This is a genomic window from Lactiplantibacillus sp. DA1 (assembly GCF_032681335.1).
Lineage (GTDB): Bacteria > Bacillota > Bacilli > Lactobacillales > Lactobacillaceae > Lactiplantibacillus.
Genome location: NZ_JAWHTQ010000009.1, coordinates 124,055 through 144,744 on the forward strand (window position 1 = coordinate 124,055; position 20,690 = coordinate 144,744).

The 20,690-nt window shown below is 42.3% G+C and carries 17 protein-coding genes; 13 read left to right on the top strand and 4 right to left on the bottom strand.

From position 1 onward, the window contains the following. Nucleotides 1-44 precede the first annotated feature (44 nt). The 11 genes from adhE to RXV91_RS14115 all read left to right on the top strand — a co-directional run bounded on the left by adhE (nucleotide 45) and on the right by RXV91_RS14115 (nucleotide 11,729). On the top strand, nucleotides 45-2,648 hold the full coding sequence (adhE, locus tag RXV91_RS14065; RefSeq protein WP_316440372.1) for a bifunctional acetaldehyde-CoA/alcohol dehydrogenase: 2,604 nt from the start codon (nucleotides 45-47) through the stop codon (nucleotides 2,646-2,648). A gap of 234 nt (nucleotides 2,649-2,882) precedes the next feature. Continuing rightward, nucleotides 2,883-3,881 (top strand): ribose utilization transcriptional repressor RbsR, encoded by a 999-nt coding sequence (gene rbsR, locus RXV91_RS14070; RefSeq protein WP_316440373.1) that lies wholly within the window; start codon nucleotides 2,883-2,885, stop codon nucleotides 3,879-3,881. Between the two features lie 101 nt (nucleotides 3,882-3,982). Continuing rightward, on the top strand, nucleotides 3,983-4,903 hold the full coding sequence (gene rbsK / locus RXV91_RS14075) for a ribokinase (RefSeq protein WP_316440374.1): 921 nt from the start codon (nucleotides 3,983-3,985) through the stop codon (nucleotides 4,901-4,903). A gap of 2 nt (nucleotides 4,904-4,905) precedes the next feature. After that, nucleotides 4,906-5,301, top strand: a complete 396-nt coding sequence (gene rbsD / locus RXV91_RS14080; protein WP_316440375.1) for a D-ribose pyranase — start codon at nucleotides 4,906-4,908, stop codon at nucleotides 5,299-5,301. Nucleotides 5,302-5,330: 29 nt separating this feature from the next. Next, entirely contained in the window at nucleotides 5,331-6,215 is an 885-nt protein-coding gene (gene rbsU, locus RXV91_RS14085) for a ribose/proton symporter RbsU (RefSeq protein ID WP_316440376.1), read from the top strand. A gap of 301 nt (nucleotides 6,216-6,516) precedes the next feature. Next, a complete protein-coding gene (locus RXV91_RS14090) occupies nucleotides 6,517-7,320 on the top strand; it encodes an SDR family oxidoreductase (RefSeq protein WP_021730308.1) in 804 nt (267 codons plus the stop codon). Nucleotides 7,321-7,353: 33 nt separating this feature from the next. Continuing rightward, nucleotides 7,354-9,219 (top strand): HTH domain-containing protein, encoded by a 1,866-nt coding sequence (locus RXV91_RS14095; protein WP_316440377.1) that lies wholly within the window; start codon nucleotides 7,354-7,356, stop codon nucleotides 9,217-9,219. After that, on the top strand, nucleotides 9,219-9,725 hold the full coding sequence (locus RXV91_RS14100) for a transcriptional regulator GutM (protein ID WP_251899025.1): 507 nt from the start codon (nucleotides 9,219-9,221) through the stop codon (nucleotides 9,723-9,725). The genes RXV91_RS14095 and RXV91_RS14100 overlap by 1 nt, the downstream gene beginning before the upstream one ends. 4 nt (nucleotides 9,726-9,729) lie before the next feature. Then, nucleotides 9,730-10,281 (top strand): PTS glucitol/sorbitol transporter subunit IIC, encoded by a 552-nt coding sequence (locus RXV91_RS14105; RefSeq protein ID WP_003641598.1) that lies wholly within the window; start codon nucleotides 9,730-9,732, stop codon nucleotides 10,279-10,281. 23 nt (nucleotides 10,282-10,304) lie between these two features. Further along, entirely contained in the window at nucleotides 10,305-11,324 is a 1,020-nt protein-coding gene (locus tag RXV91_RS14110) for a PTS glucitol/sorbitol transporter subunit IIB (protein ID WP_316440378.1), read from the top strand. Between the two features lie 27 nt (nucleotides 11,325-11,351). Further along, nucleotides 11,352-11,729 carry a PTS glucitol/sorbitol transporter subunit IIA gene (locus tag RXV91_RS14115; protein WP_316440379.1) on the top strand — a complete coding sequence of 126 codons (378 nt, stop codon included), beginning with the start codon at nucleotides 11,352-11,354 and terminating at the stop codon, nucleotides 11,727-11,729. 249 nt (nucleotides 11,730-11,978) lie between these two features. Here RXV91_RS14115 and RXV91_RS14120 read toward each other — a convergent pair whose 3' ends face one another. The 4 genes from RXV91_RS14120 to RXV91_RS14135 form a co-directional block, all read right to left on the bottom strand. Further along, a complete protein-coding gene (locus RXV91_RS14120) occupies nucleotides 11,979-12,845 on the bottom strand; it encodes a CdaR family transcriptional regulator (RefSeq protein WP_013356081.1) in 867 nt (288 codons plus the stop codon). Between the two features lie 31 nt (nucleotides 12,846-12,876). After that, entirely contained in the window at nucleotides 12,877-13,926 is a 1,050-nt protein-coding gene (locus tag RXV91_RS14125; RefSeq protein WP_003643602.1) for a substrate-binding domain-containing protein, read from the bottom strand. A 229-nt stretch (nucleotides 13,927-14,155) separates the two neighbouring features. Beyond that, nucleotides 14,156-15,967: an ABC transporter ATP-binding protein gene (locus RXV91_RS14130; protein WP_003643601.1), complete on the bottom strand. Its 1,812-nt coding sequence runs from the start codon at nucleotides 15,965-15,967 to the stop codon at nucleotides 14,156-14,158. Further along, complete coding sequence (locus RXV91_RS14135; protein WP_060684224.1) at nucleotides 15,948-17,696, bottom strand: ABC transporter ATP-binding protein; 1,749 nt, start codon at nucleotides 17,694-17,696, stop codon at nucleotides 15,948-15,950. The genes RXV91_RS14130 and RXV91_RS14135 overlap by 20 nt, the downstream gene beginning before the upstream one ends. Before the next feature lie 128 nt (nucleotides 17,697-17,824). On the opposite strand from RXV91_RS14135, the gene RXV91_RS14140 reads away from it, so the two are divergent. Together RXV91_RS14140 and RXV91_RS14145 are read left to right on the top strand one after the other, a co-directional pair. After that, nucleotides 17,825-18,652, top strand: a complete 828-nt coding sequence (locus RXV91_RS14140) for a helix-turn-helix domain-containing protein (protein ID WP_003641590.1) — start codon at nucleotides 17,825-17,827, stop codon at nucleotides 18,650-18,652. A gap of 171 nt (nucleotides 18,653-18,823) precedes the next feature. After that, nucleotides 18,824-20,674, top strand: coding sequence for a beta-N-acetylhexosaminidase (locus RXV91_RS14145; protein WP_003641589.1), 1,851 nt, complete (start codon nucleotides 18,824-18,826; stop codon nucleotides 20,672-20,674). Nucleotides 20,675-20,690: the final 16 nt, after the last annotated feature.

Consider the following 20,690-nt stretch of genomic DNA (forward strand, 5'->3'; position numbering starts at 1 on the left):
TTTGTAAATTAATTCACAAAGGAATTGAACGGAGGAAACACTTCATGATAAAAACAGAAAAAGACCAAACTACCAAAGTTACCAGCGAAGTTGATCAATTAGTTCAACGTTCTAAAAAAGCGTTAGCAATTTTGAAAGATTACACGCAAGCACAAATTGATGATCTATGTGAAAAAGTTGCTGTTGCGGCACTAGATAATCACATGAAGTTAGCCAAGTTGGCCGTTGAAGAAACTGGTCGGGGTGTTGTTGAAGATAAGGCAATTAAGAACATCTATGCCAGTGAATATATCTGGAATAGCATGCGCCATGATAAGACGGTTGGCGTCATTAAAGAAGACGATGAAGAGCAACTAATGGAAATTGCTGAACCAGTTGGTATCGTCGCTGGGGTAACACCAGTGACCAACCCAACTTCAACGACGGTGTTTAAGACTTTGATTTCGTTGAAGGGTCGTAACACGATCGTCTTTGGTTTCCATCCTCAAGCTCAGAAATGTAGTTCTGCAGCTGCTGAAGTGATGCGAGAAGCCATTAAAGCTGCTGGTGGTCCAGCTGATGCTGTTTTATATATTGAGCACCCAAGTATTGAAGCAACTGACGCCTTGATGCACCATACGGATGTTGCGACAATCTTAGCTACTGGTGGCCCTAGCATGGTGACAGCCGCTTACTCATCAGGCAAGCCAGCATTAGGCGTTGGTCCTGGTAATGGCCCAACGTATGTTGAAAAAACAGCTGACATTAAGCAGGCGGTTAACGACATTGTTTTATCGAAGACGTTTGATAATGGGATGATTTGTGCTTCTGAAAATAGTGCCATTATTGATAAAGAAATTTATGCTGAAGTTAAAGCTGAATTTATTCGTTTGGGCTGCTACTACGTTAAACCTAAAGATGTGCAAGCCTTGAGTGATGCTGTTATTGATCCTAATCGGCACACGGTTCGTGGTCCAGTTGCCGGGAAAACAGCTTATCAGATTGCACAAATGGCTGGCTTGAAAGATGTCGCTAAGGATTGCCGGGTCTTGATTGCCGAAATTAATGGTGTCGGTATCAAGTACCCATTATCCGGCGAAAAATTATCACCAGTTTTGACCGTTTACAAAGCGGATTCGCATGAAGCAGCGTTTAAACGAGCTAATGAATTACTTCACTATGGTGGCTTAGGCCATACTGCTGGAATTCATACGACCGATGATGCATTGGTCAAGGAATTTGGCTTACAAATGCCTGCTTGCCGAATCTTAGTTAACACGCCATCTTCAGTTGGTGGGTTAGGTAATATCTACAATAACATGGCGCCTTCATTAACTCTGGGCACGGGATCATATGGTGGCAACTCGATTTCTCATAACGTTACAGATATGGATCTGATTAATATCAAAACTGTGGCAAAACGGCGTAATAACATGCAATGGGTCAAAATGCCTCCCAAAGTCTACTTCGAACGCAATTCCGTTCGCTACTTGGAACACATGGCTGGGATTAAAAAGGTTTTCCTAGTTTGTGACCCTGGGATGGTTGAATTTGGGTATGCTGACCGAGTAACGGCGGTCTTGAATAAGCGGACTGATCCGGTTGATATCGACATCTTCTCAGAAGTTGAACCGAACCCGTCGACTGACACGGTCTACAAAGGGGTTGCCCGGATGAAGGCCTTTAAGCCAGATACAATCATTGCACTCGGTGGTGGTTCTGCAATGGACGCCGCTAAGGGGATGTGGCTCTTCTATGAACACCCAGAAGCTTCCTTCTTAGGTGCTAAACAGAAGTTCTTGGATATCCGGAAGCGGACGTACAAAGTACCAGTATCTGAAAAAGTAACTTATATTGGGATTCCAACGACTTCTGGGACTGGTTCTGAAGTAACGCCATACGCGGTTATTACGGACTCCAAGACACATGTCAAGTACCCGATCACAGATTACGCAATGCAACCAGATATTGCGATCGTTGATCCACAATTTGTTGAAACGGTACCAAAGCGCACGACGGCTTGGACTGGCCTCGACGTAATTACCCACGCAACCGAAGCATATGTTTCAACGATGGCTTCTGACTTCACACGCGGCTGGTCAATTCAAGCCTTGCAATTAGCCTTTAAGTATTTGAAAGCTTCTTATGATGGTGACAAGATGGCTCGTGAGAGGATGCACAATGCGTCAACGTTAGCTGGGATGGCCTTTGCCAACGCCTTCTTGGGTATCAACCACTCGATTGCCCACAAGTTAGGCGGGGAATTCAACTTACCACACGGATTGGCGATTGCAATCACTTATCCGCAAGTCGTTCGTTACAATGCTGAAATCCCAACGAAGTTAGCAATGTGGCCGAAGTACAACCACAATACTGCCTTAGCCGACTACGCCAACATTGCCCGGGCCTTAGGGTTACCAGGCAAGACCGACGAAGAACTCAAAGAAAGCTTAGTTAAAGCTTACATTGACTTGGCTCACTCAATGGATGTGACCTTATCCTTGAAAGCCAACCGGGTCGAAAAGAAGCACTTTGACGCCACCGTCGACGAATTAGCCGAACTGGCCTATGAAGACCAATGCACGACCGCTAACCCACGCGAACCTTTAATCAGTGAATTAAAGGCAATCATTGAACGTGAATGGGACGGCCAAGGTACTGAAAAATAGCCCTTTGTGAATTAAGGGAAGCCCTCGCTTGGGATAGCGGGGGCTTTTTTGTAAAGTTTTGCAAGTACTTGTTTTCAGATGTTAAGTAAAAGTATAATTGATGTGATAAATTATTGGTCAATACACTATATAGATATACTTATATATGTACTAATATTTTTCGAGATTCAGTTAGGAAAATTCGGCGTTCTAGGCTACAATGATGCAAGAGTTAATTTTACGGAGGGGAAGCCGATGAAGAACAAGGCAGTCACAATTAAAGATGTTGCGCGCCTTTCAGAGCGCTCAATTGCGACCGTTTCACAAATTTTAAACGGTCATGGTGATAAATTTAGCGCAGCGACGGTTGCTAAAGTGGAAGCAGCTAGAGACGAGTTGCATTATGAACCTGACTATTTTGCCCAGCGGATGATTAAGAAGACGAGCAAAACGATTGGTGTCCTCGTGCCTGATATCAGAAATCCTTTTTTTGGTGAGCTGCTTCGGGGAATTGAAAATGTCTTGTATCAGCAAAATTTCATCACGATGTTGTGTAATGCTGATCTGGATGAAGACAAAGAACGTGTCTATTTGGATGAATTGAGTCGCCGGGGTGTGGATGGCTTTATTATCGCGAGTTCAGCTGTTTCTAATACTGCGATTAATGATATTCTACGGCAAAAGGGTCATCCATTCATTGTCTTAGATCAAAAGCGTGCGGAAGGATTCAGTGATTCTGTTTTGACTGATGACTATGATGGTGGTCGGCAAGCTGCTCAGCATCTGAAAGATTTAGGCCATCAGCAAGTTGCTGTTCTCATTCCGGCACAACCGTCAGCTAACGTGCAAAAGCGGCTCAGTGGGTTTTACAGTGTGTATTCGCGGTCGGCTGTTCACGTTATTGCGACCCCATTATCAAAGGAAGGCGGTCGGCAAGTGGTTCCAGCCATTCTAAAGACTCCGGTCACAGCCATCTTTGCAGCTAATGATCAGATTGCGTTTGGCGTTTATTTGGGAATGACAGAACACGGACGCCAAATTCCAGCTGATTACAGCGTTGTCGGCTATGATGATGTAGAGATGTGCCAGTACGTGGTGCCGCAACTCACAACGATCGCGCAGCCAATCTTTGAATTAGGTCAAACGACTGCTAATCAGTTACTCGATCGCATTGCTAATCCCCAGCAGCCATGGGAAGAACACCACTTACCGGTTAAATTAATTGAAAGAAATTCAACGGCACATTTGAATTAATAATTCAGATGTGTTATATTTTTTGTGAGTTATTAAAACGTTTTCATAAAACGTTTTAATAAAAAACAATTCAGATGAATTCAACTATTGGAGGTACTATTATGAATACGGTAACCGTAATTGGGAGTATTAATTTAGACCGGACGATTCGCGTTAAGAACATGCCAAAACCTGGTGAAACGATCCATACTAAGGAGATTTTCTCCGCTGGTGGCGGTAAGGGTGCGAACCAAGCTGTCGCAGCGCAACGTTCAGAAGCAAAGACGCATTTTATTGGTGCAGTTGGTGACGATGATGCTGGTAAAACGATGCTTGACTTGTTGACGCAAGAAAAAATCAATCTTGCTGGAATCACAAAGATGACTAACCAATCAACGGGTCAGGCTTACGTAACTGTTGATGATGCCGGTGAAAATCAAATCATGATTCATGGTGGTGCTAACATGGCGTTTACACCGGATGACGTTAAAGTTCATCGGGATATCATTGAGGCTAGTGATTTTGTGGTTGCTCAATTTGAAAGCGCTGTAGATAGCACGGTCGAAGCTTTTAGAATTGCGCAAGCTGCAGGCGTTAAAACAATTTTAAATCCAGCACCAGCAATGGAAAAGGTCCCCGCTGAACTTTTAGCAGTTACTGACATGATTGTACCAAATGAGACCGAAACTGAAACTTTAACTGGGATCGCAATTACGGATGAAGCCAGCATGATGAAGGCTTCGGCGGCATTACACGCCCTTGGTATTTCAGCAGTTATTATCACGATTGGTAGTAAGGGTGCCTTTTATGATATTGATGGGCGACATGGTATTATTCCGGCATTCAAAGTTGAAGCAGTCGATACAACGTCAGCTGGTGACACTTTCATCGGTGCAATGAGTAGTGTGTTAAATAAAGATTTTAGTAATCTTGAAGATGCGATTCGTTATGGTAATCGGGCGTCATCAATTGCGGTGCAACGTTTTGGTGCCCAACCATCAATTCCTTATAAAAATGAAATTACAGCCGCGGAGGGTAAATAATTATGAAAAAAACAAAAGTTATTAATTCAGATTTGTCACGGGTTATTGCGACGATGGGTCATTTTGATAAGTTGAGTATTGGTGATGCTGGTATGCCAGTACCAAGTTCAACTGAAAAAATCGATTTAGCCGTTGATAATGGTATTCCTAGTTTTATGCAAGTCTTGAATAACGTCTTGGAAGAGCTTGAAGTACAACGAATCTATCTGGCTGAAGAAATTAAAGTTCAAAATCCTAAGATGTTGACCGCCATCAAGAAGCGCTTACCAGACACCCCAGTTACCTTCATTCCGCATGAAGAGATGAAGAAGGACCTGGCTGACTGCAAGGCCTTTGTTCGGACTGGTGAAATGACACCTTATTCAAACATTCTGTTGGAAAGTGGCGTTACTTTTTAAAGTAGTTGGCGATTAATGGAGGGATTGGAATGAATACTACCGCTTTACTAATTGGCTTAGGGCCGTTACTTGGTTGGGGTTTATACCCCACGATTGCTTCTAAAATTGGTGGTCGGCCCGTTAACCAGATTTTAGGTTCGACCATTGGCACGTTAATCTTTGCCTTGATTTATGCTTGGACACAAGGGATTGCTTTTCCAAGCGGTATGAATCTCTGGTTTTCAATTCTATCAGGAATTGGTTGGGCGAGTGCTCAGATTGTGACATTCAAAGTATTTACGATGGTTGGTTCATCACGAGCGATGCCAATTACGACGGCCTTCCAACTGTTGGGAGCATCGCTGTGGGGCGTTTTCGCCTTAGGTGACTGGCCTGGGGCAACGGACAAAGTCTTGGGTGGTCTAGCCTTAGTTGGAATTATCATTGGTGCCTGGCTGACAGTGTGGTCTGAACATAAGGATGCGGGTAACGCCCGGACTTTACGCCAAGCCGTTATCTGGTTAGCAGTTGGTGAAATCGGATACTGGGCTTACTCAGCTGCTCCCCAAGCAACGAGCATTGGTGGGGAGGAGGCGTTTGTTCCACAAGCGATTGGGATGGTCATTGTTTCGATCGTATATGCCTTGTTCTTAGCATCACGCGGCGAAAAGTTAGCCCTCGTTGAAGGGGTGTCATACACGCACATCATCTCAGGTTTCTTCTTTGCGTTTGCAGCGTTAACGTACTTAATTTCCGCACAACCAAATATGAACGGATTAGCTACTGGCTTTATCCTGTCACAGACATCCGTTGTATTGGCAACCTTGACCGGGATTTGGTTCTTAGGTCAAAAGAAAACCACCAAAGAAATGTGGGTCACGATTGGTGGGCTGGTGCTGATTATTGCGGCGGCAGCTGTTACGGTGACAATTTAAGATTTGATTGAAAATAAAATTACTTAATAGAGTTGCTTTGAAGGAGTCGCATGCTCCTATAAAGTGACTCTATTTTTTGCTCTGATTGATTAGAATGGATGAATATAAAAGCTACTTTATGGTATGGCAATAAGCAAAATAATACAGCATAATATTTATAGTTCATACCAGACATTTAAATGTTCGATGAATTGTTAGTTCATCAATTTAAAAGGCCAATGAAAAAAGTGTGCATTAATAATGTATGCGCTTTCGTATATATTTATCTGTGAAGAAAAGAAATGATTAAGGAGCGATTTTGATGAATAATTCATGGATTAATATTTCGGGTAAGGTATACGTTGTTACTGGAGGTTCATCCGGTATTGGTAAGGCAATTGTAACTGAATTATTGAATAACGGAGCGGTTGTTTATAATGCAGACCTTAATCAAGGTGATCAACGAGATGCTAATTTACACTTTGTTGGAACAAATGTCACGGATGCAGAAGCGGTTAATCAGTTAGTTACCAAAGTTGTTGATGAACAAGGAAAAATTGATGGACTTATAAATAATGCTGGTATTAACATGCCGCGTTTATTGGCCGATGCAGAAGATCCTCACGGGAAGTATGAATTTACAGAAACGGATTTTGCGAAAATGTTTGCCGTTAATGTGAAGAGTGTCTTTCTTGTATCACAGGCAGTTACCCATCAATTCGAAAAGCAGCAATACGGCGTTATTGTTAATATGTCTTCTGAGGCTGGGCTTGAGGGCTCACAAGGACAAAGTGTTTATTCGGCAACTAAAGGTGCTATTAATGGTTTTACACGTTCGTGGGCTAAAGAATTAGGTGAGCACAATATTCGAGTGGTTGGTGTTGCACCGGGAATTATGGAGGCAACAGGTTTAAGAACACTATCATATGAAGAAGCTTTGGCTTATACCCGGCATAAAACTGTCGATGATATTAGGGCAGGCTATAAGAGTACATCAACGACACCGCTTGGTCGAAGCGGCAAACTGTCTGAGGTTGCCGATGCCGTTAACTATTTATTATCAGAACGTGCTAGTTACATTACCGGGGTCACGATTAATGTTGCGGGAGGCAAGAGTCGCGGTTAACTTTTAAATTTCAGTTGGGGGCATGGTGAGGCAATGGATAGGCAAAGTTTTGAAATATTAAACTTTTTCATCAATAATGATGCATTGACACTAAGAGAACTACAAGCCCATTTCTCTGTTTCGAGAGTTACAATTACCAAGAATATTCGGGCAATTAATGATTATTTAGCGGATATTGCAAAGATAAATGTTAATCAGGCCAAGTTTTATCTAGTTATCAATAATTATTCTGCCATGGCTAAGCTACAAACTAATTTTTTGAAAAAGGATTTGGATTTTAATGATCCATCAAAGCGACAAGCAACGATTTTGAAAGAATTGTTACAGCAGATTACGAATTACGTCATTCTAGATGATTTGGCCGAGTCATTGGCTGTGAGTCGAGGCACAATCAACAAGGATTTGAAAGCGCTTAAGCGACAGCTTGATTATTACCAAGTTAGGATTGAGACAAAAACTAATCGTGGGATTCATTTGGCGGTTGAACATGATTATATGTATGCAGTAATCACACGAACTCTAGTCGGAAAATACTATGAATTGGAAGCAACATGGGATAATACGACAGATGCCAAATTGCTCAATCTTGTTAAAAAAATTGATTATAACAACGATACTGTGACCATGGTTAAAAGAAATATTGCGGTTATTAATTGGTTACGTAAATATAACATTCAAATTAATGATCGCATTAATAACTATCAGCCACTTCTTAGCGATGTAACGATGGCATCCTTACGGAATCTGGTTACTGAGATAATTGGTAGTTCGTTAAGCACTAGCGAATGGGAGTTTATTTCATACCCATTAAACATCAGGAAGCTATCGAGGGATGATAATCAGTTAGTTCAAGTGGGATTAGTCAAGGTTGAGGATTTAATGCAGTCGGTTTTTCCAATCCTTAAGCAAAAATTAGATGTGAATTTAGATTTTAAACGGTTGTTGATGGAGCTGCGATATCATTTATTATTTCTCATTAATCGGGCTATCTTTGATGTTAAATCGGAAGGTTTTATCTCAGTAGATATGTTAAGCAAGTACCCAGTTTCGACGGAGCTAGCGCAATTAACATTATCAACCATTGCCACTAAATTGGATATTCGGATTCGTGCACAGGAGGTCAGCTATTTAACGGTTTATTTTCAGATGGAGCTTGAAGAATATATGGCGGCACCAATTATTCATCGGGTTGCGCTAGTTGAGCCCATTAATACTAGTATGAAAAAGTTTATTTCCGAGAAATTGAAAGAAATGTTAGATGATGATTTGCAGATTGATGTTTTTAACTCAATTAGTGAATGGGAGCAGAGTCCAGAAAAATATTTACTGATTTTTTCTAACAGTTTTTTAACAGATAATGAATTAATTAACCACGCGCCCATTATTCGGTTGAATTCTATTTTTAATCAAGGAACGCTACGTGAACGTCTTCAAATTTCGTTGGTTGACGAAGCTGTTAATCAGGGGCAATGTCAATTCAATGTTACGCAGTTTGATGGACAAGAGACCTACGTCACTGGAGTGAAGAAATTAATTGATCAGGAGATTCAGCGCGGACAACTGACGCAAGATTTTATGCAAGATTGGATTAATCGAGAACAACAATCAAGTAGTATTTTTGGTGACGGTGTTGCGTTGCCACACGTTATTGATAAATCTGGGCTTAATCGAATCCTCGTAACAGTGGGAGTGTTTGAAAAACCGGTAGTATTTGATAATCAAAAGGTAAATGTGGTTTTCTTGGTAGCAATTCCATACAAATTAGATGCAACACTGAGTAAAATATTAGCACAAGTATATGATCTAATCCGCAGCATCACAACTAACAGCAATATTTATAATAATCTAAAAAATTATAATGAAAAGCAAGGGTTAAATCAGTTGATGGAGGCGATTTAATGTTAATTTATTTTGGTGTGATTCTAGTAGGCGCGTTTCTGTTACAAGGTTTTCTTGGACTAAGACAAATTAAGAATTTTTCTAAAACCTTCCATCAATTACGAGTGCTGGCGCCAGTCGCAATTGGCAAGAATCCTAAAAAATTACGCTCGGGAACGTTGATTTTATTAGCGATAAAAGATGATGGTACGATTGTTGAGGCACAAATGATGAAGGGCGTTACGATTTTTGCAAAATTTAAGGAATTGAGCCAATTACGCTCTCAGAATATTGCAGAGGTAGCAGCTTCATATCAACAATTGAAACAATTTGATAAGTTAACACGTACTTGTCTGTTGGATGCTTATAAAAACTATCTTAATTATAAAGCTAATCAATTAACACCACAGGACTTTGATGGAAGTGTCAAAATTTGGAGTTTGCCAATGATAGAAAAGTTGAAGGCAGCTTATTACAAAGGATTAACACGATTACGGAAAAAACAAGTAAACGTAAAGGAGCATTAATATTATGAAAGTAGTGACTGACCTAGCCTCTGGTTTTATGGGACTATTTCAAAGTGGGGGTAAGACTCTAATTGGTTGGATGACATCTATTATTCCAGTTGTCCTGTTATTATTAGTTTTAATGAATGCAATTATTGCCTTTGTCGGTGATAAGAAGATGGCCAAATTAGCACGGGCATCCTCGAAAAACCCAGTGACGCGTTATTTAATTTTACCGTTTGTTTCGGCATTTATGCTCGGTAATCCTATGGCGCACTCAATGGGACGGTTCTTGCCAGAATACTATAAACCTAGTTGGTATGCATCAATTGCCCAATTTTGTCACACTAGTAATGGGGTATTTCCACATATCAACCCTTCCGAGTATTTCATTTGGTTAGGGATTGCGCAAGGCGTTCAGAAGTTAGGATTGAATACGATGGATTTGGCGATTCGATATTTATTAGTTGGTCTAGTAATGAACTTTATCGGTGGTTGGATTACCGATTTTACAACGGCCTATGTTTGCAAACAACAAGGGATTACCCTGTCCAAGAAAGTTGAATTTAACGGCTAATTGAGAGAGTGAGGAACGAAATCATGGCGAAGGAATATCATAGTATCAAAGTTGTTAAAGGCTCTGGTGGCTGGGGCGGCCCGCTAATTATTACACCAACTGCCACGAAGCATAAATTTGTTTATGTCACTGGGGGTAATAAACCAGCAATTGTGGATAAGATTGTTAAATTGACAGGAATGGAAGCTGTTGATGGCTTTAAGACATCAATTCCTGATGAAGAAACTGCATTAGCGGTTGTAGATTGTGGTGGGACATTGAGATGTGGAATTTATCCCAAGAAGGGTATCAAAACAATTAACGTACTACCGACTGGTAAGAGTGGTCCCTTAGCGCAATTTATGAATGAGACTAATTATGTTTCCAATGTAGATGTTGATCAGATTATGTTGGTAACATCTGAGGATGCGCCATTTTCTGATAGCCGAAATGAAAGCGCTAACCAATTCGGGGATGTAGATGACGATACGAAATTCGATAATACAAAGACACTAACAGCACAAACAAAAAATCCTGGGATCTTAACTAAGATTGGGATTGGTGCTGGGCGAGTTGTTTCGACGTTTAATCAGGCCGCAAAAGATGCAGTTCAAACGGTTATTAATACTATTATTCCATTTATGGCATTTGTGGCATTAATTATTGGGATTATTAATGGTTCTGGAATTGGTAAGGTTTTTGCCAGTGTCATGGAGCCGTTAGCAGGCAATGTCTGGGGTTTGATGGTTTTAGGATTTATTTGCTCATTGCCATTTTTATCTCCATTGCTTGGGCCAGGCGCAGTTATCGGTCAAGTTATCGGGACCTTGATTGGCGTTGAAATCGGGAAAGGTAATATTCCACCACAGTATGCATTACCAGCATTATTCGCGATTAACACTCAAAATGGTTGTGACTTTATTCCAGTTGGCTTAGGACTAGCTGAGGCTGATTCTAAGACGGTTGAAGTTGGGGTACCATCAGTGTTATATAGTCGGTTTATCAACGGTGTTCCGCGGGTCTTTATTGCTTGGATTGCAAGTTTTGGATTGTATTCAAAATAAATTTTTAGAAGGTTTGAGGTGTATTGTATGATGACAAAAGAGAGAATTATCTTTTCAACAAAGGTCTTAGAAATAGGTACGGAATCTGCTGATTTTAAATCGATTGGCATGGCAGTATTGTTTGGTGATGAGGCTCCGGATGCATTACGGCCTTCTTGTTTCATTATCGAAGTTGTTCCGATAAGTGAGCAAATCACAGCAGGAATGAAACTTGAAGTCGACAATCAAGTCTATCAAATTACAGCAGTTGGTGGCGAAGTCCAGACTAACCTTGGAAGATTAGGTCATACGGCTATTAGTTTTACGGGTGCAAAGGAGGCTAAATTGCCTGGGACGTTATATGTTGAGCAGGGCAATTATCCTGATTTTAAAGTCGGTAGCGTGGTACGGATTATAGCTGAATAAAGTTTTGATCTTAAAATATCTGTTGTCAGGTAATCAAGTTGAAACTTGATTATTGACGACAGATATTTTAGTTTGAAATACTATGTTCTTTGTGAAAGAGAAATATGAAAGCCTTAACCTAGCTATGCTAGTCCAAGATTACATAAAGTACGCTATGTTATTGTACTTTTATACTGATAAGGTGTTCACTAATATTATTTAATGTCGTATTTTTAATCGAATCATATGGGCTAATGGCAGCTACTCTATTCATTTCTCCACTTGATTAATAACTTGCCCCAATGTCAGCAAATAGCAATACACAAGATCATCCATATTCTTAAGATTTAAACCGTTACAACGTTCAAACTTCTCGATTCGATAGAGTAGAGTATTACGATGTAGGAATAACTTGCTAGCTGCTTGGCGGACGTTGCCCTGGGTATGATAAAGCGCGCGGATTAGCTGCTTATTGTCGGAATCCAGGGAGAGACTATTGCGCAAGGCTTGCAGTTCAGGTTGGTGCTGATTGACTAAAAAGGGTAAAAGACTGCTACTAAGGGTGACAATCGTGTCTTGTTGATTCTGTGAGAATAATTGTTGTTCTAAAGCGAAGGTGGTTGGTAGGTCTTGGCTCGACCTATGTGTGCTACCAATGAATAAATGGGTATTAGTATAAAAATCATTGTCAATAAGGGCTAAAAGACTGGCTAAGTCAGCACTGGTATCGGTTAATGACTCTGTTAGCAAAAGATATCCAGAGTCAGCGGTGATAAAAGCGCGGTGTAAGACGTGTTCGAAGGTGTCAGCGATAGCGCTCAACCATTGCGAACGGTCGGCATGTCGTTCGGTGAAGCGTACTCTAAATTGTAGTAGTTGTAACTTTTTTGCGGTCGTCTGCGGGGCGGTCGTGTGGCGGCCTGTCAAAAATTCTGACCATGCATCGCCAGTTGTCGCGTTTGATTTAGTATGGGTTAATAATTCTAGTAGTGACAACTCGCGATTACTCAGGTTTGTAGTATCAATACAAATGTATTTGCCAGCATCAATAGCCACACAGACCATATTTTTAGCCACAGAGGGTCGAGGAGAAATCGTGGCTTGCGGATAAATTGATAATAGTTGTTGCGTTTCCATCAACATGACCTCCCTAGAAAAATAAATATGACTAATATTGATTAGTGGATGACCGGACCATCAGCTTGACGCCAACAACGATTTGATCATCAAAAAGATGTTCAGGATTATTAATTTGATCGAGTAGTGCTTCGACGGCTTTAGCGCCAATTGCAGCAAAGTCTTGGACAACCGTAGTTAGTGCGGGATTATTTCGGGCAGCTGCGGGTAAATTGTCGAATCCAACCAGTGCAATTGAGGTATCGCTATTGGAAGTAAGTTCTTGAAGTCGCTGTAACGCGCGTAGGGCCACAACATCGTTTTCTGCAATAATTGCGGTGATTCTCTGTGCTTGGATATAGGCTTTTAATTGAACAGCCGTCGTACAAGCCTGCAAGGCTTGCGCCCAACGTAAAGGCAATGCGGCATCGCTAGTAGCTAGCTTTAGATGGTTGAAGTAGCCTAAAAAACGATCACTGACAGTACCAGTAAATGTTTGCCAAAATGGCGTCTCTGGTAAGAAGGCAATTCGGTGGTGGCCACGACTTTGTAAGTGTTCGCAGGCAATTTTACCGCCAGCGACGTTATCACTTGTAACGCTGGGAACGGCAAGTGCAGCCGGTTGTTTATCAAGGACGACTAGTGGCATTTTTTGCGCGTATAGCCGCATTAAGATTGGCAGCTCGGTAGCTAAGTTTTGTGGATAATAGATAATACCTGCGTATTGAGAAGCTAGTTCGTCTAAGTTAAGCTGGATAAAACGCTCGTTAGCCATCAATTTTAACTGCCAAGTCGTACCGGCTAGCGTCCCTTGAATGCCACTTGGATAGTCCCCAAAGGACGTTGTTTCTGGGAATGGCAGTACCAGTAAGATTTGCCGTTGAGTAGTACTCTTGTGAGGCTTAACAAAGGTTCCCCCACCACGAACGCGATAAACGAGGTCGGCAGCGGCCAATTCGTTCAATGCCCGCTTAGACGTGATACGACTAACACCATGCTTGATGGCAATTGCATTTTCGCTTGGTAATCGATCGTTAGGCGCATACTCGCCACGTAAGATTGCTAGTCGCAATTGTTTAAATAAGATCTCGTATTTAGCCATCTGCCCACCTCCACTTGGTATAGTCAAACCGACCATTTTTGTGGCTAATTACTTCATGATAGTTTGATTTTAACCGCTTACATGGTCTATTCCTAGGGAGAAACTATATCAAGATGTGCACAAACTATACTTTTTTACAGAAAGTGACCGAATGGTAACTGGGCAAGGATAATGGGTTACCACGTAAAAAAGGACTGCTAGTAAAACAGTCCTTAAATTACACTCATTGTCAATTTTGATCTTGGAGCATTTGGTACTGAGAGTCATAGAGACGATAGTATTCGCCGTGCATTGCCATTAGTTGATCATGACGACCGGCCTCGACGATGCGGCCATGATTGATCACAAGTATCTGATCCGCTCGTTGGATGGTGGATAAGCGGTGTGCGACGATAAAACTAGTTCGTCCTTTTAATAATTCATTAAGTCCTTCTTGTAACAAGGTTTCAGTTTTTGTGTCAATTGCGGCAGTGGCTTCATCTAAAATAAGAATTCGCGGATCGGCTAGCAAAACCCGGGCAAAGGCGAGTAATTGTCGTTGCCCCGCTGATAAGCTGCTACCATGCTCCTGAACCGTTGTATTATAGCCAGCGGGCAATGTTTGAATGAAAGCATCTGCACGAGCAATTTTGGCGGCTGAACGAACTTCGTCATCCGTTGCGTCAAGTCGACCGTAACGAATATTATCCATTATGGTGCCCGAAAAGATGAATGTTTCTTGTTGCATGACACCCATCTGTTGCCGCAGTGAATCGAGTGTAACTTGCTGCAAATTGATATTATCGATGGTAATATTGCCAGTTGTGACGTTGTAAAAGCGCGACAATAGATTAATTATCGTCGTTTTGCCAGCGCCGGTTGGTCCAACTAAAGCGATTGTTTGTCCGGCTTGGGCGTGAAACGAGATGTCGTGTAATGTCAACGGGCCGGCTTCTTCGTAGCGAAATGAGACATTGTTGAAGCGGACGTCTCCCTTAATGGGCGGCAAGTTAAAGGCGTCTGGGGTATCGAGAATCTGTGGTTTTTCATCCATAGTTTCGAAGATACGTTCCAAGTATGCGGTGGCAGTAATTAAGGAATTATAGAAGTTACCGATGTTAATCACTGGGTTCCAAAAATTATTGATGTACCCTAAAAAGGCAATTAGCGTCCCAGTACTGACAACGACCCCCAGTTGCTGAATACCGATAAAGTAAATTAGTGCAGTTGTAATTGTTGAGATGTTTTGCACCCCTGGACCGAGCGCGTATTGAATTTTGACAGCTTGCATATAGGCACGCCGATTGTCATCAGCAACCGCATCAAAGGTCTGGATCGCGTTGGCCTCCTGGGCGAAACCTTGCGTCACTTTGATTCCAGCAATACTTTCATGGATATAAGCATTGAGATTGGACTGTTTATCGCTTAGTTTGCGAAAGGCTTGACGCTGCTTTTTTTGAATCAAGTAAGCCCATAAAACTAGTACTGGAATCAATGCGAGACTATCAAGGGTCAATTGCCAGTTAATTGCAAACATGAATATTAACGTGACGAGGACTGAGATAATATCAGATATGAGGTTAACTAAGCCATTTGCCAGTAGATCACTTAGTGTATTGATATAGTTAACCACCCGGATCAGAATCTTACCATGCGGTCGAGAATCAAAATAAGCAAATGGTAACTCTTGTAAATGGGTGAATAGATCAGTTCGCATATCAATTAGTAAACTTTGACCAATCTCGGTGATTGCCCAGATACGATATCGAAAACACAGGAATGCGATGACTAAGCTGATTAGAAATGTGCCACTTAACGCCCAGATTAATGGAAGATTACGGTTAGGAATCGCAGTGTCGATCGCGATTTTCATCAAATAGGGACCCAAGATGATGGCGATGTTGCCAATTAAAATAGTGATTAACACAAAGCACAATCGCCACGAGTAAGGACGTAAATAGTGGCCAAGTCGGGCGTAGTCGTGCCAATTAAAGCGGCTGGTAAGTTCTTCGTCTTCGTTGTAGGTGTTTCGCTTGGTCACACTACTCATCTCCTTTCGCATCTTTAATTAGTCCGAGTTGCCGACGATAAGTCTCTGCATAGTAGCCGTTCTGAGCAAGTAAAGATTCATGATTGCCTTGTTCGACAATCTCACCATGACGTAGAACAATGATGTGATCAGCATGGCGGAGTGAGGAAATCCGAGAGGCAATGATGAAGACCGTCTTATCTTTTGTAACCGTTTTCAACCGTTGCTGAATGGTTGCTTCAGTTTCCATATCGAGAGCGCTAGTCGTATCATCTAGAATCAAAATACGAGGATCTTTAACAAGTGCTCGGGTTAGAGAGATCCGTTGTTTTTGACCACCTGAGAGACCAACGCCTCGTTCACCGACAACGGTATCATAACCGTCAGGCATCTGATCGATGAAGTTATTGGCATCAGCGATAGCCGCCATCTCGCGGATAAATGGTATTGACGCATCGTGATTGCCGTAATTAATATTGTCGGTAATGGTGTCCGAGAACAAGAAAAGATCTTGCGTTACAATCGTAATTTGGTTTCGTAAGTCTTGGGCTGACCACTGCTGAATATCGCGTCCGTCAATTAAGATACGGCCGTTCGTGGGGTCATAAAAACGAGCAATGAGATTCATTAACGTTGTTTTTCCCGAGCCAGTTTCACCAAGGATTCCGAGCGTTTGTCCTGGCTCGACAGTAAAATTAATATCCAAAAGTGCGTTGATTTGAGGTGTATCTGGAAAAGCAAAGTCGACGTGCTGAAACTGGACAGCACCTCGAATAGGAACCACCTGTTGTGATTTAGTGGTTATGATTGTTGGTTGCGTGTTCAGCATTGAACGGATTTTAATAGTTGCAGCTGAAAAGCGCTGAATATCGTTAATTAACCAGCCACTCATACGCATCGGTTGGTTGAGCATCCATAAAAAGCCGTTAAACGAAACCAGTTGTCCTAGGCTCATCTGGTGATTAATCACGAGAATACTTCCGAGCAGTAAAACAATGACTGATAACAAGGATGCAAGAAAATCTAAAGTCGGTAGGTACCGCCTGGAAACGGCAGCGGAGGCCATGTTCTTGTCCTTGTAATCATGATTGAGTTGCTGGAACTTCTCGATTTCATAATCTTCACGAGCAAAGGCCCGCACGATCCGATTACCTGAAATGTTTTCTTCAACCATGGCATTCAAGTGGGCGAAACTCTGACGGATGTCAAAGAAGACAGTGTGCGCTTCGGTACTCATGCGTGTCGTTAACCAGGCGATAATGGGTGTTAGGATAATTAGTGCGAGCATTAATTGCCAGTTGAGCCAACCCATGACAATCACGGCAGTTAAGAACCATAGGACACATTCGGCGGTGTTATAGGTAACCCAGCATAGAAAGTGTCGGATTGCATCAGTATCACCAGTTAACCGAGCCATAATATCGCCGTTAGTGACAGAGTTGAAGAAGGGGTAATCTAAGGATTGCAATTTCGTGAATAAATCATGGCGAATGTCATACAATGAATTTTGACCGACGCGTTCCCAGAGGATAATGTAGCAGTAACGCATCACGGTTCGAATTAACGTGATACCGACCATCCCTGCTAATAAAGGCAGAAGCAAGTTGAGATGTCGTTGATTGATGACCACGTCAACAATGATGCCACCCAATAATGGTACTGCTACTACACCAAGTGCATTGACGGTAATTAAGAGACTAGCTAGTATGATTTGCCAGCGGCTGTGCCGGGCGTATTGCCAGACCCACTGATAAGGATTCATGATTAACCTCCCGTAGTAACCAGCTAAAGCTGGCTAACTTGACAAGGCTAAGTATGATGATATTGGAGGGATCATTGAATAGATTATTTTGACTAGTTTAATGTCTTTTTTTGTAAGGAGGGATCACAATGTTGCAATTAAGTGAATTTGAACCGGAAGTCCTTTACGCCTTTCCGTTTCGAAATGAACATCCAGGAACCTACGTCTATCATCAACATGATTTTCTAGAGCTCTCAATAATGTTGGAAGGGTATTCAGACTACAATGTGGAAGGACAATGGCGTCGAGTTGTTGCCGGTCAGGCACTACTGTTTAACCCTGGCATTCATCATCAGGAGACTCAGCCCCCGCATACCCAAAGCCTTCAACTGCACATAGGCTTTCGGCATATCGCGCTACCTGGTCAGGTGCCTAACCACTTGCCCTTTAAAGATGCGTTAATTAGTCTTGATGATTATCGGGCAGAATTCATGGCAAATGCCCAACGAATTGTAGCGGAAAGTCAGCGCCCCACCGTATTTGGGCACGCCTTGTTAATTCAAGCGATGGTGATTGAACAGCTTTGCTGGTTATTGCGATCCTTACCAGAGAATAGTGTTAGTAACGATTATACCGAACTGCATCAAGGTAATGTTAGTCGAGATCAGCAGGCGTTGGTCAATGCTGCCACGTATTACTTGGATGTGCATTACAATGAAGATCTGACATTAGGAACGGTGGCTGCCTCCCTTCATGTTAGTGCGGCGTACTTGTCACGAACGTTTAAGGCAATTCAAGGCGAAACGCCGATTAGTTATTTGACACGGCTAAGAATGCAACGTGCTAAGCAACTGCTCATGCAAGAAGCAATCACAGTACGCCAAGTTGCTCATGCGGTCGGTTATCAAGATCCGTATTATTTTAGCAAGGTATTCAAGCGGTACTTTGGCGCTGCCCCAACGTTAATCGAGAGATAAAGGTGATCAAATACCAATAATACGGGAAGTTGGTATAGTTAGCGGAACAACTTTATTCAAAAATGTAAGCGCTGCCCTGTTTACTGTACTCCCATTATGGTATATTTCAGTCGCAAAAATAGATCTTGTCAGACCCCAAAAAATAATGAACTTGTAGGAGGAATTTTCTAAATGATAACGTGGCAAGGGTTGACTACTGAGCAAGTACAGTCAGTACAGGCGGTTTGTGCCGCAATCATGCCGACAAGCGATCTTAGTGTTGAATGCCAGCATGCGACAACTGGTATTCACATTCAACGCAATGGTGATCAGGTGCGTCTCACATATGGCAGTACGGCAGAGTTGATGCATGGTGCGGCATTGTTATGTGGTCGAGCCCGGAAAGCAACGCAATTTGATATTCGACAGCAACCAAGATTTGAAGTGCTGGCTGCCATGCTCGATGTTGCTCGTAATGGCGTACCAACAGTTGCAATGATAAAGCAAATCATCCGGCGACTAGCAAGCATGGGTTACAATGAGTTATGGCTATATTTAGAGGATCTGTTTGAAATCCCAGAGGCACCATATTTTGGTCGTGGTCGTGGTCGTTATCAGCAGACCGAACTACATGAGATTGCTTTGTATGGTGATCGTTTTGGTGTGACGATCGTTCCAGCTGTTCAGACTTTAGCACATCTGCATAATGCGTTAAAGTGGGATGCGCATGCGGCAGTCAAAGACACGGACGATACGTTACTGGTGGGAGCACCTGCAACAAAGGATTTCCTCACTAATCTTTTGCGTGCGGCGAGTGCCCCGTTCACAACTAATAAGATTCACGTTGGGATGGATGAAGCCTATCAGCTTGGCCGTGGACGCTATTTAGATCAAAATGGGTTTACAGATCAAGAAACACTTATCTTACAACAGTTACAATTAGTCGTATCGTTAACTCAGAAATTAGGTTTAAAAGCTTATATGTGGAGTGACTTATGGTTTACATTCGCTTCATCAAAGCATGAAATGTATGATCCGGATGTGCATTTTGACCCTGCCTTTAAAGCGAGTTTACCGCCAGTCGGTCAAGTTTATTGGGACTATTACCATGAAGATGAACAGACTTATCGTGAGCGCTTTACCCAACACTTCGAACTTAGTGATGATGTGGCGTTTGCGGGCGGAATCTGGACGTGGAGTGCTTTGGCACCTAATCAAAGTAAGATGCTGGCAACGATTGACGCGGGCTTGAAAGCTGCCAAAGCGAGTGGCGTGCAGCAAGTAGTTGCGACAATGTGGTTTGACGACGGCGCAGAAGTACCTTTTAGTGCAGCGTGGTATGGCCTACAAGCTTTTGCAACTTATCAGTATTACGAGGATGTCACACCGGCGATGATCGATACAGAATATGCCATGATACAGGGCGAAAACGCGACTTTTTATCGACTCTTAGATCAATTTGATAACTTTACGAGTAAAGTTAACGTCGATGCTGATAATGTGAGCAAGTTGATTCTTTATGAGGATCTAATGTTGCAGCGATACCGGTCTAACTTAGCAGTTATTGATGTTGAAGCTCATTATCTGGACTTAATGACGAAGCTTGATCAGGTACACGTCCATCAAGAAAATCAATTGATGGTGACCTTTTACAAGCAATTGGCACGGACGGTTTTAGTAAAACAACGAGCTCTAAAGGTAGTGGTAGCCCTTGTTGATTCTGATGTAACTAAATTACGGGCTGACTCGGCTCGAGCGGCGGTGACAAGTTGCCAGCATGCACTGGAACAATTATTACGCGATTTTCGAGCGCTTTGGCAGCAACAACGGCGTGGAAATGGCTTTGAGGTTATCGATGTTCGATTAGGTGGTCAAATCGCGCGCTGTGAGACGGTTACTTGGCGTATTGATGAATGGCTAGCAGGACGTGATGACTTAGCTGAATTGCGAGAACCGTTATTACCAATGGATAAGCGCAATAACGGATTGGTCGGGCACGGGCTGTATAAAGAAATTGTGAGCGCCTGTGAATTGTCATTTTAGATAGAACCGTAACGAC

What these genes read in the sequence shown, in the direction of transcription:
- adhE (WP_316440372.1), top strand. Translation starts at nt 45, where the DNA reads ATGATAAAAACAGAAAAAGACCAAACTACCAAAGTTACCAGCGAAGTT.
- rbsR (WP_316440373.1), top strand. Translation starts at nt 2,883, where the DNA reads ATGAAGAACAAGGCAGTCACAATTAAAGATGTTGCGCGCCTTTCAGAG.
- rbsK (WP_316440374.1), top strand. Translation starts at nt 3,983, where the DNA reads ATGAATACGGTAACCGTAATTGGGAGTATTAATTTAGACCGGACGATT.
- rbsD (WP_316440375.1), top strand. Translation starts at nt 4,906, where the DNA reads ATGAAAAAAACAAAAGTTATTAATTCAGATTTGTCACGGGTTATTGCG.
- rbsU (WP_316440376.1), top strand. Translation starts at nt 5,331, where the DNA reads ATGAATACTACCGCTTTACTAATTGGCTTAGGGCCGTTACTTGGTTGG.
- RXV91_RS14090 (WP_021730308.1), top strand. Translation starts at nt 6,517, where the DNA reads ATGAATAATTCATGGATTAATATTTCGGGTAAGGTATACGTTGTTACT.
- RXV91_RS14095 (WP_316440377.1), top strand. Translation starts at nt 7,354, where the DNA reads ATGGATAGGCAAAGTTTTGAAATATTAAACTTTTTCATCAATAATGAT.
- RXV91_RS14100 (WP_251899025.1), top strand. Translation starts at nt 9,219, where the DNA reads ATGTTAATTTATTTTGGTGTGATTCTAGTAGGCGCGTTTCTGTTACAA.
- RXV91_RS14105 (WP_003641598.1), top strand. Translation starts at nt 9,730, where the DNA reads ATGAAAGTAGTGACTGACCTAGCCTCTGGTTTTATGGGACTATTTCAA.
- RXV91_RS14110 (WP_316440378.1), top strand. Translation starts at nt 10,305, where the DNA reads ATGGCGAAGGAATATCATAGTATCAAAGTTGTTAAAGGCTCTGGTGGC.
- RXV91_RS14115 (WP_316440379.1), top strand. Translation starts at nt 11,352, where the DNA reads ATGATGACAAAAGAGAGAATTATCTTTTCAACAAAGGTCTTAGAAATA.
- RXV91_RS14120 (WP_013356081.1), bottom strand. Translation starts at nt 12,845, where the DNA reads ATGGAAACGCAACAACTATTATCAATTTATCCGCAAGCCACGATTTCT.
- RXV91_RS14125 (WP_003643602.1), bottom strand. Translation starts at nt 13,926, where the DNA reads ATGGCTAAATACGAGATCTTATTTAAACAATTGCGACTAGCAATCTTA.
- RXV91_RS14130 (WP_003643601.1), bottom strand. Translation starts at nt 15,967, where the DNA reads ATGCGAAAGGAGATGAGTAGTGTGACCAAGCGAAACACCTACAACGAA.
- RXV91_RS14135 (WP_060684224.1), bottom strand. Translation starts at nt 17,696, where the DNA reads ATGAATCCTTATCAGTGGGTCTGGCAATACGCCCGGCACAGCCGCTGG.
- RXV91_RS14140 (WP_003641590.1), top strand. Translation starts at nt 17,825, where the DNA reads ATGTTGCAATTAAGTGAATTTGAACCGGAAGTCCTTTACGCCTTTCCG.
- RXV91_RS14145 (WP_003641589.1), top strand. Translation starts at nt 18,824, where the DNA reads ATGATAACGTGGCAAGGGTTGACTACTGAGCAAGTACAGTCAGTACAG.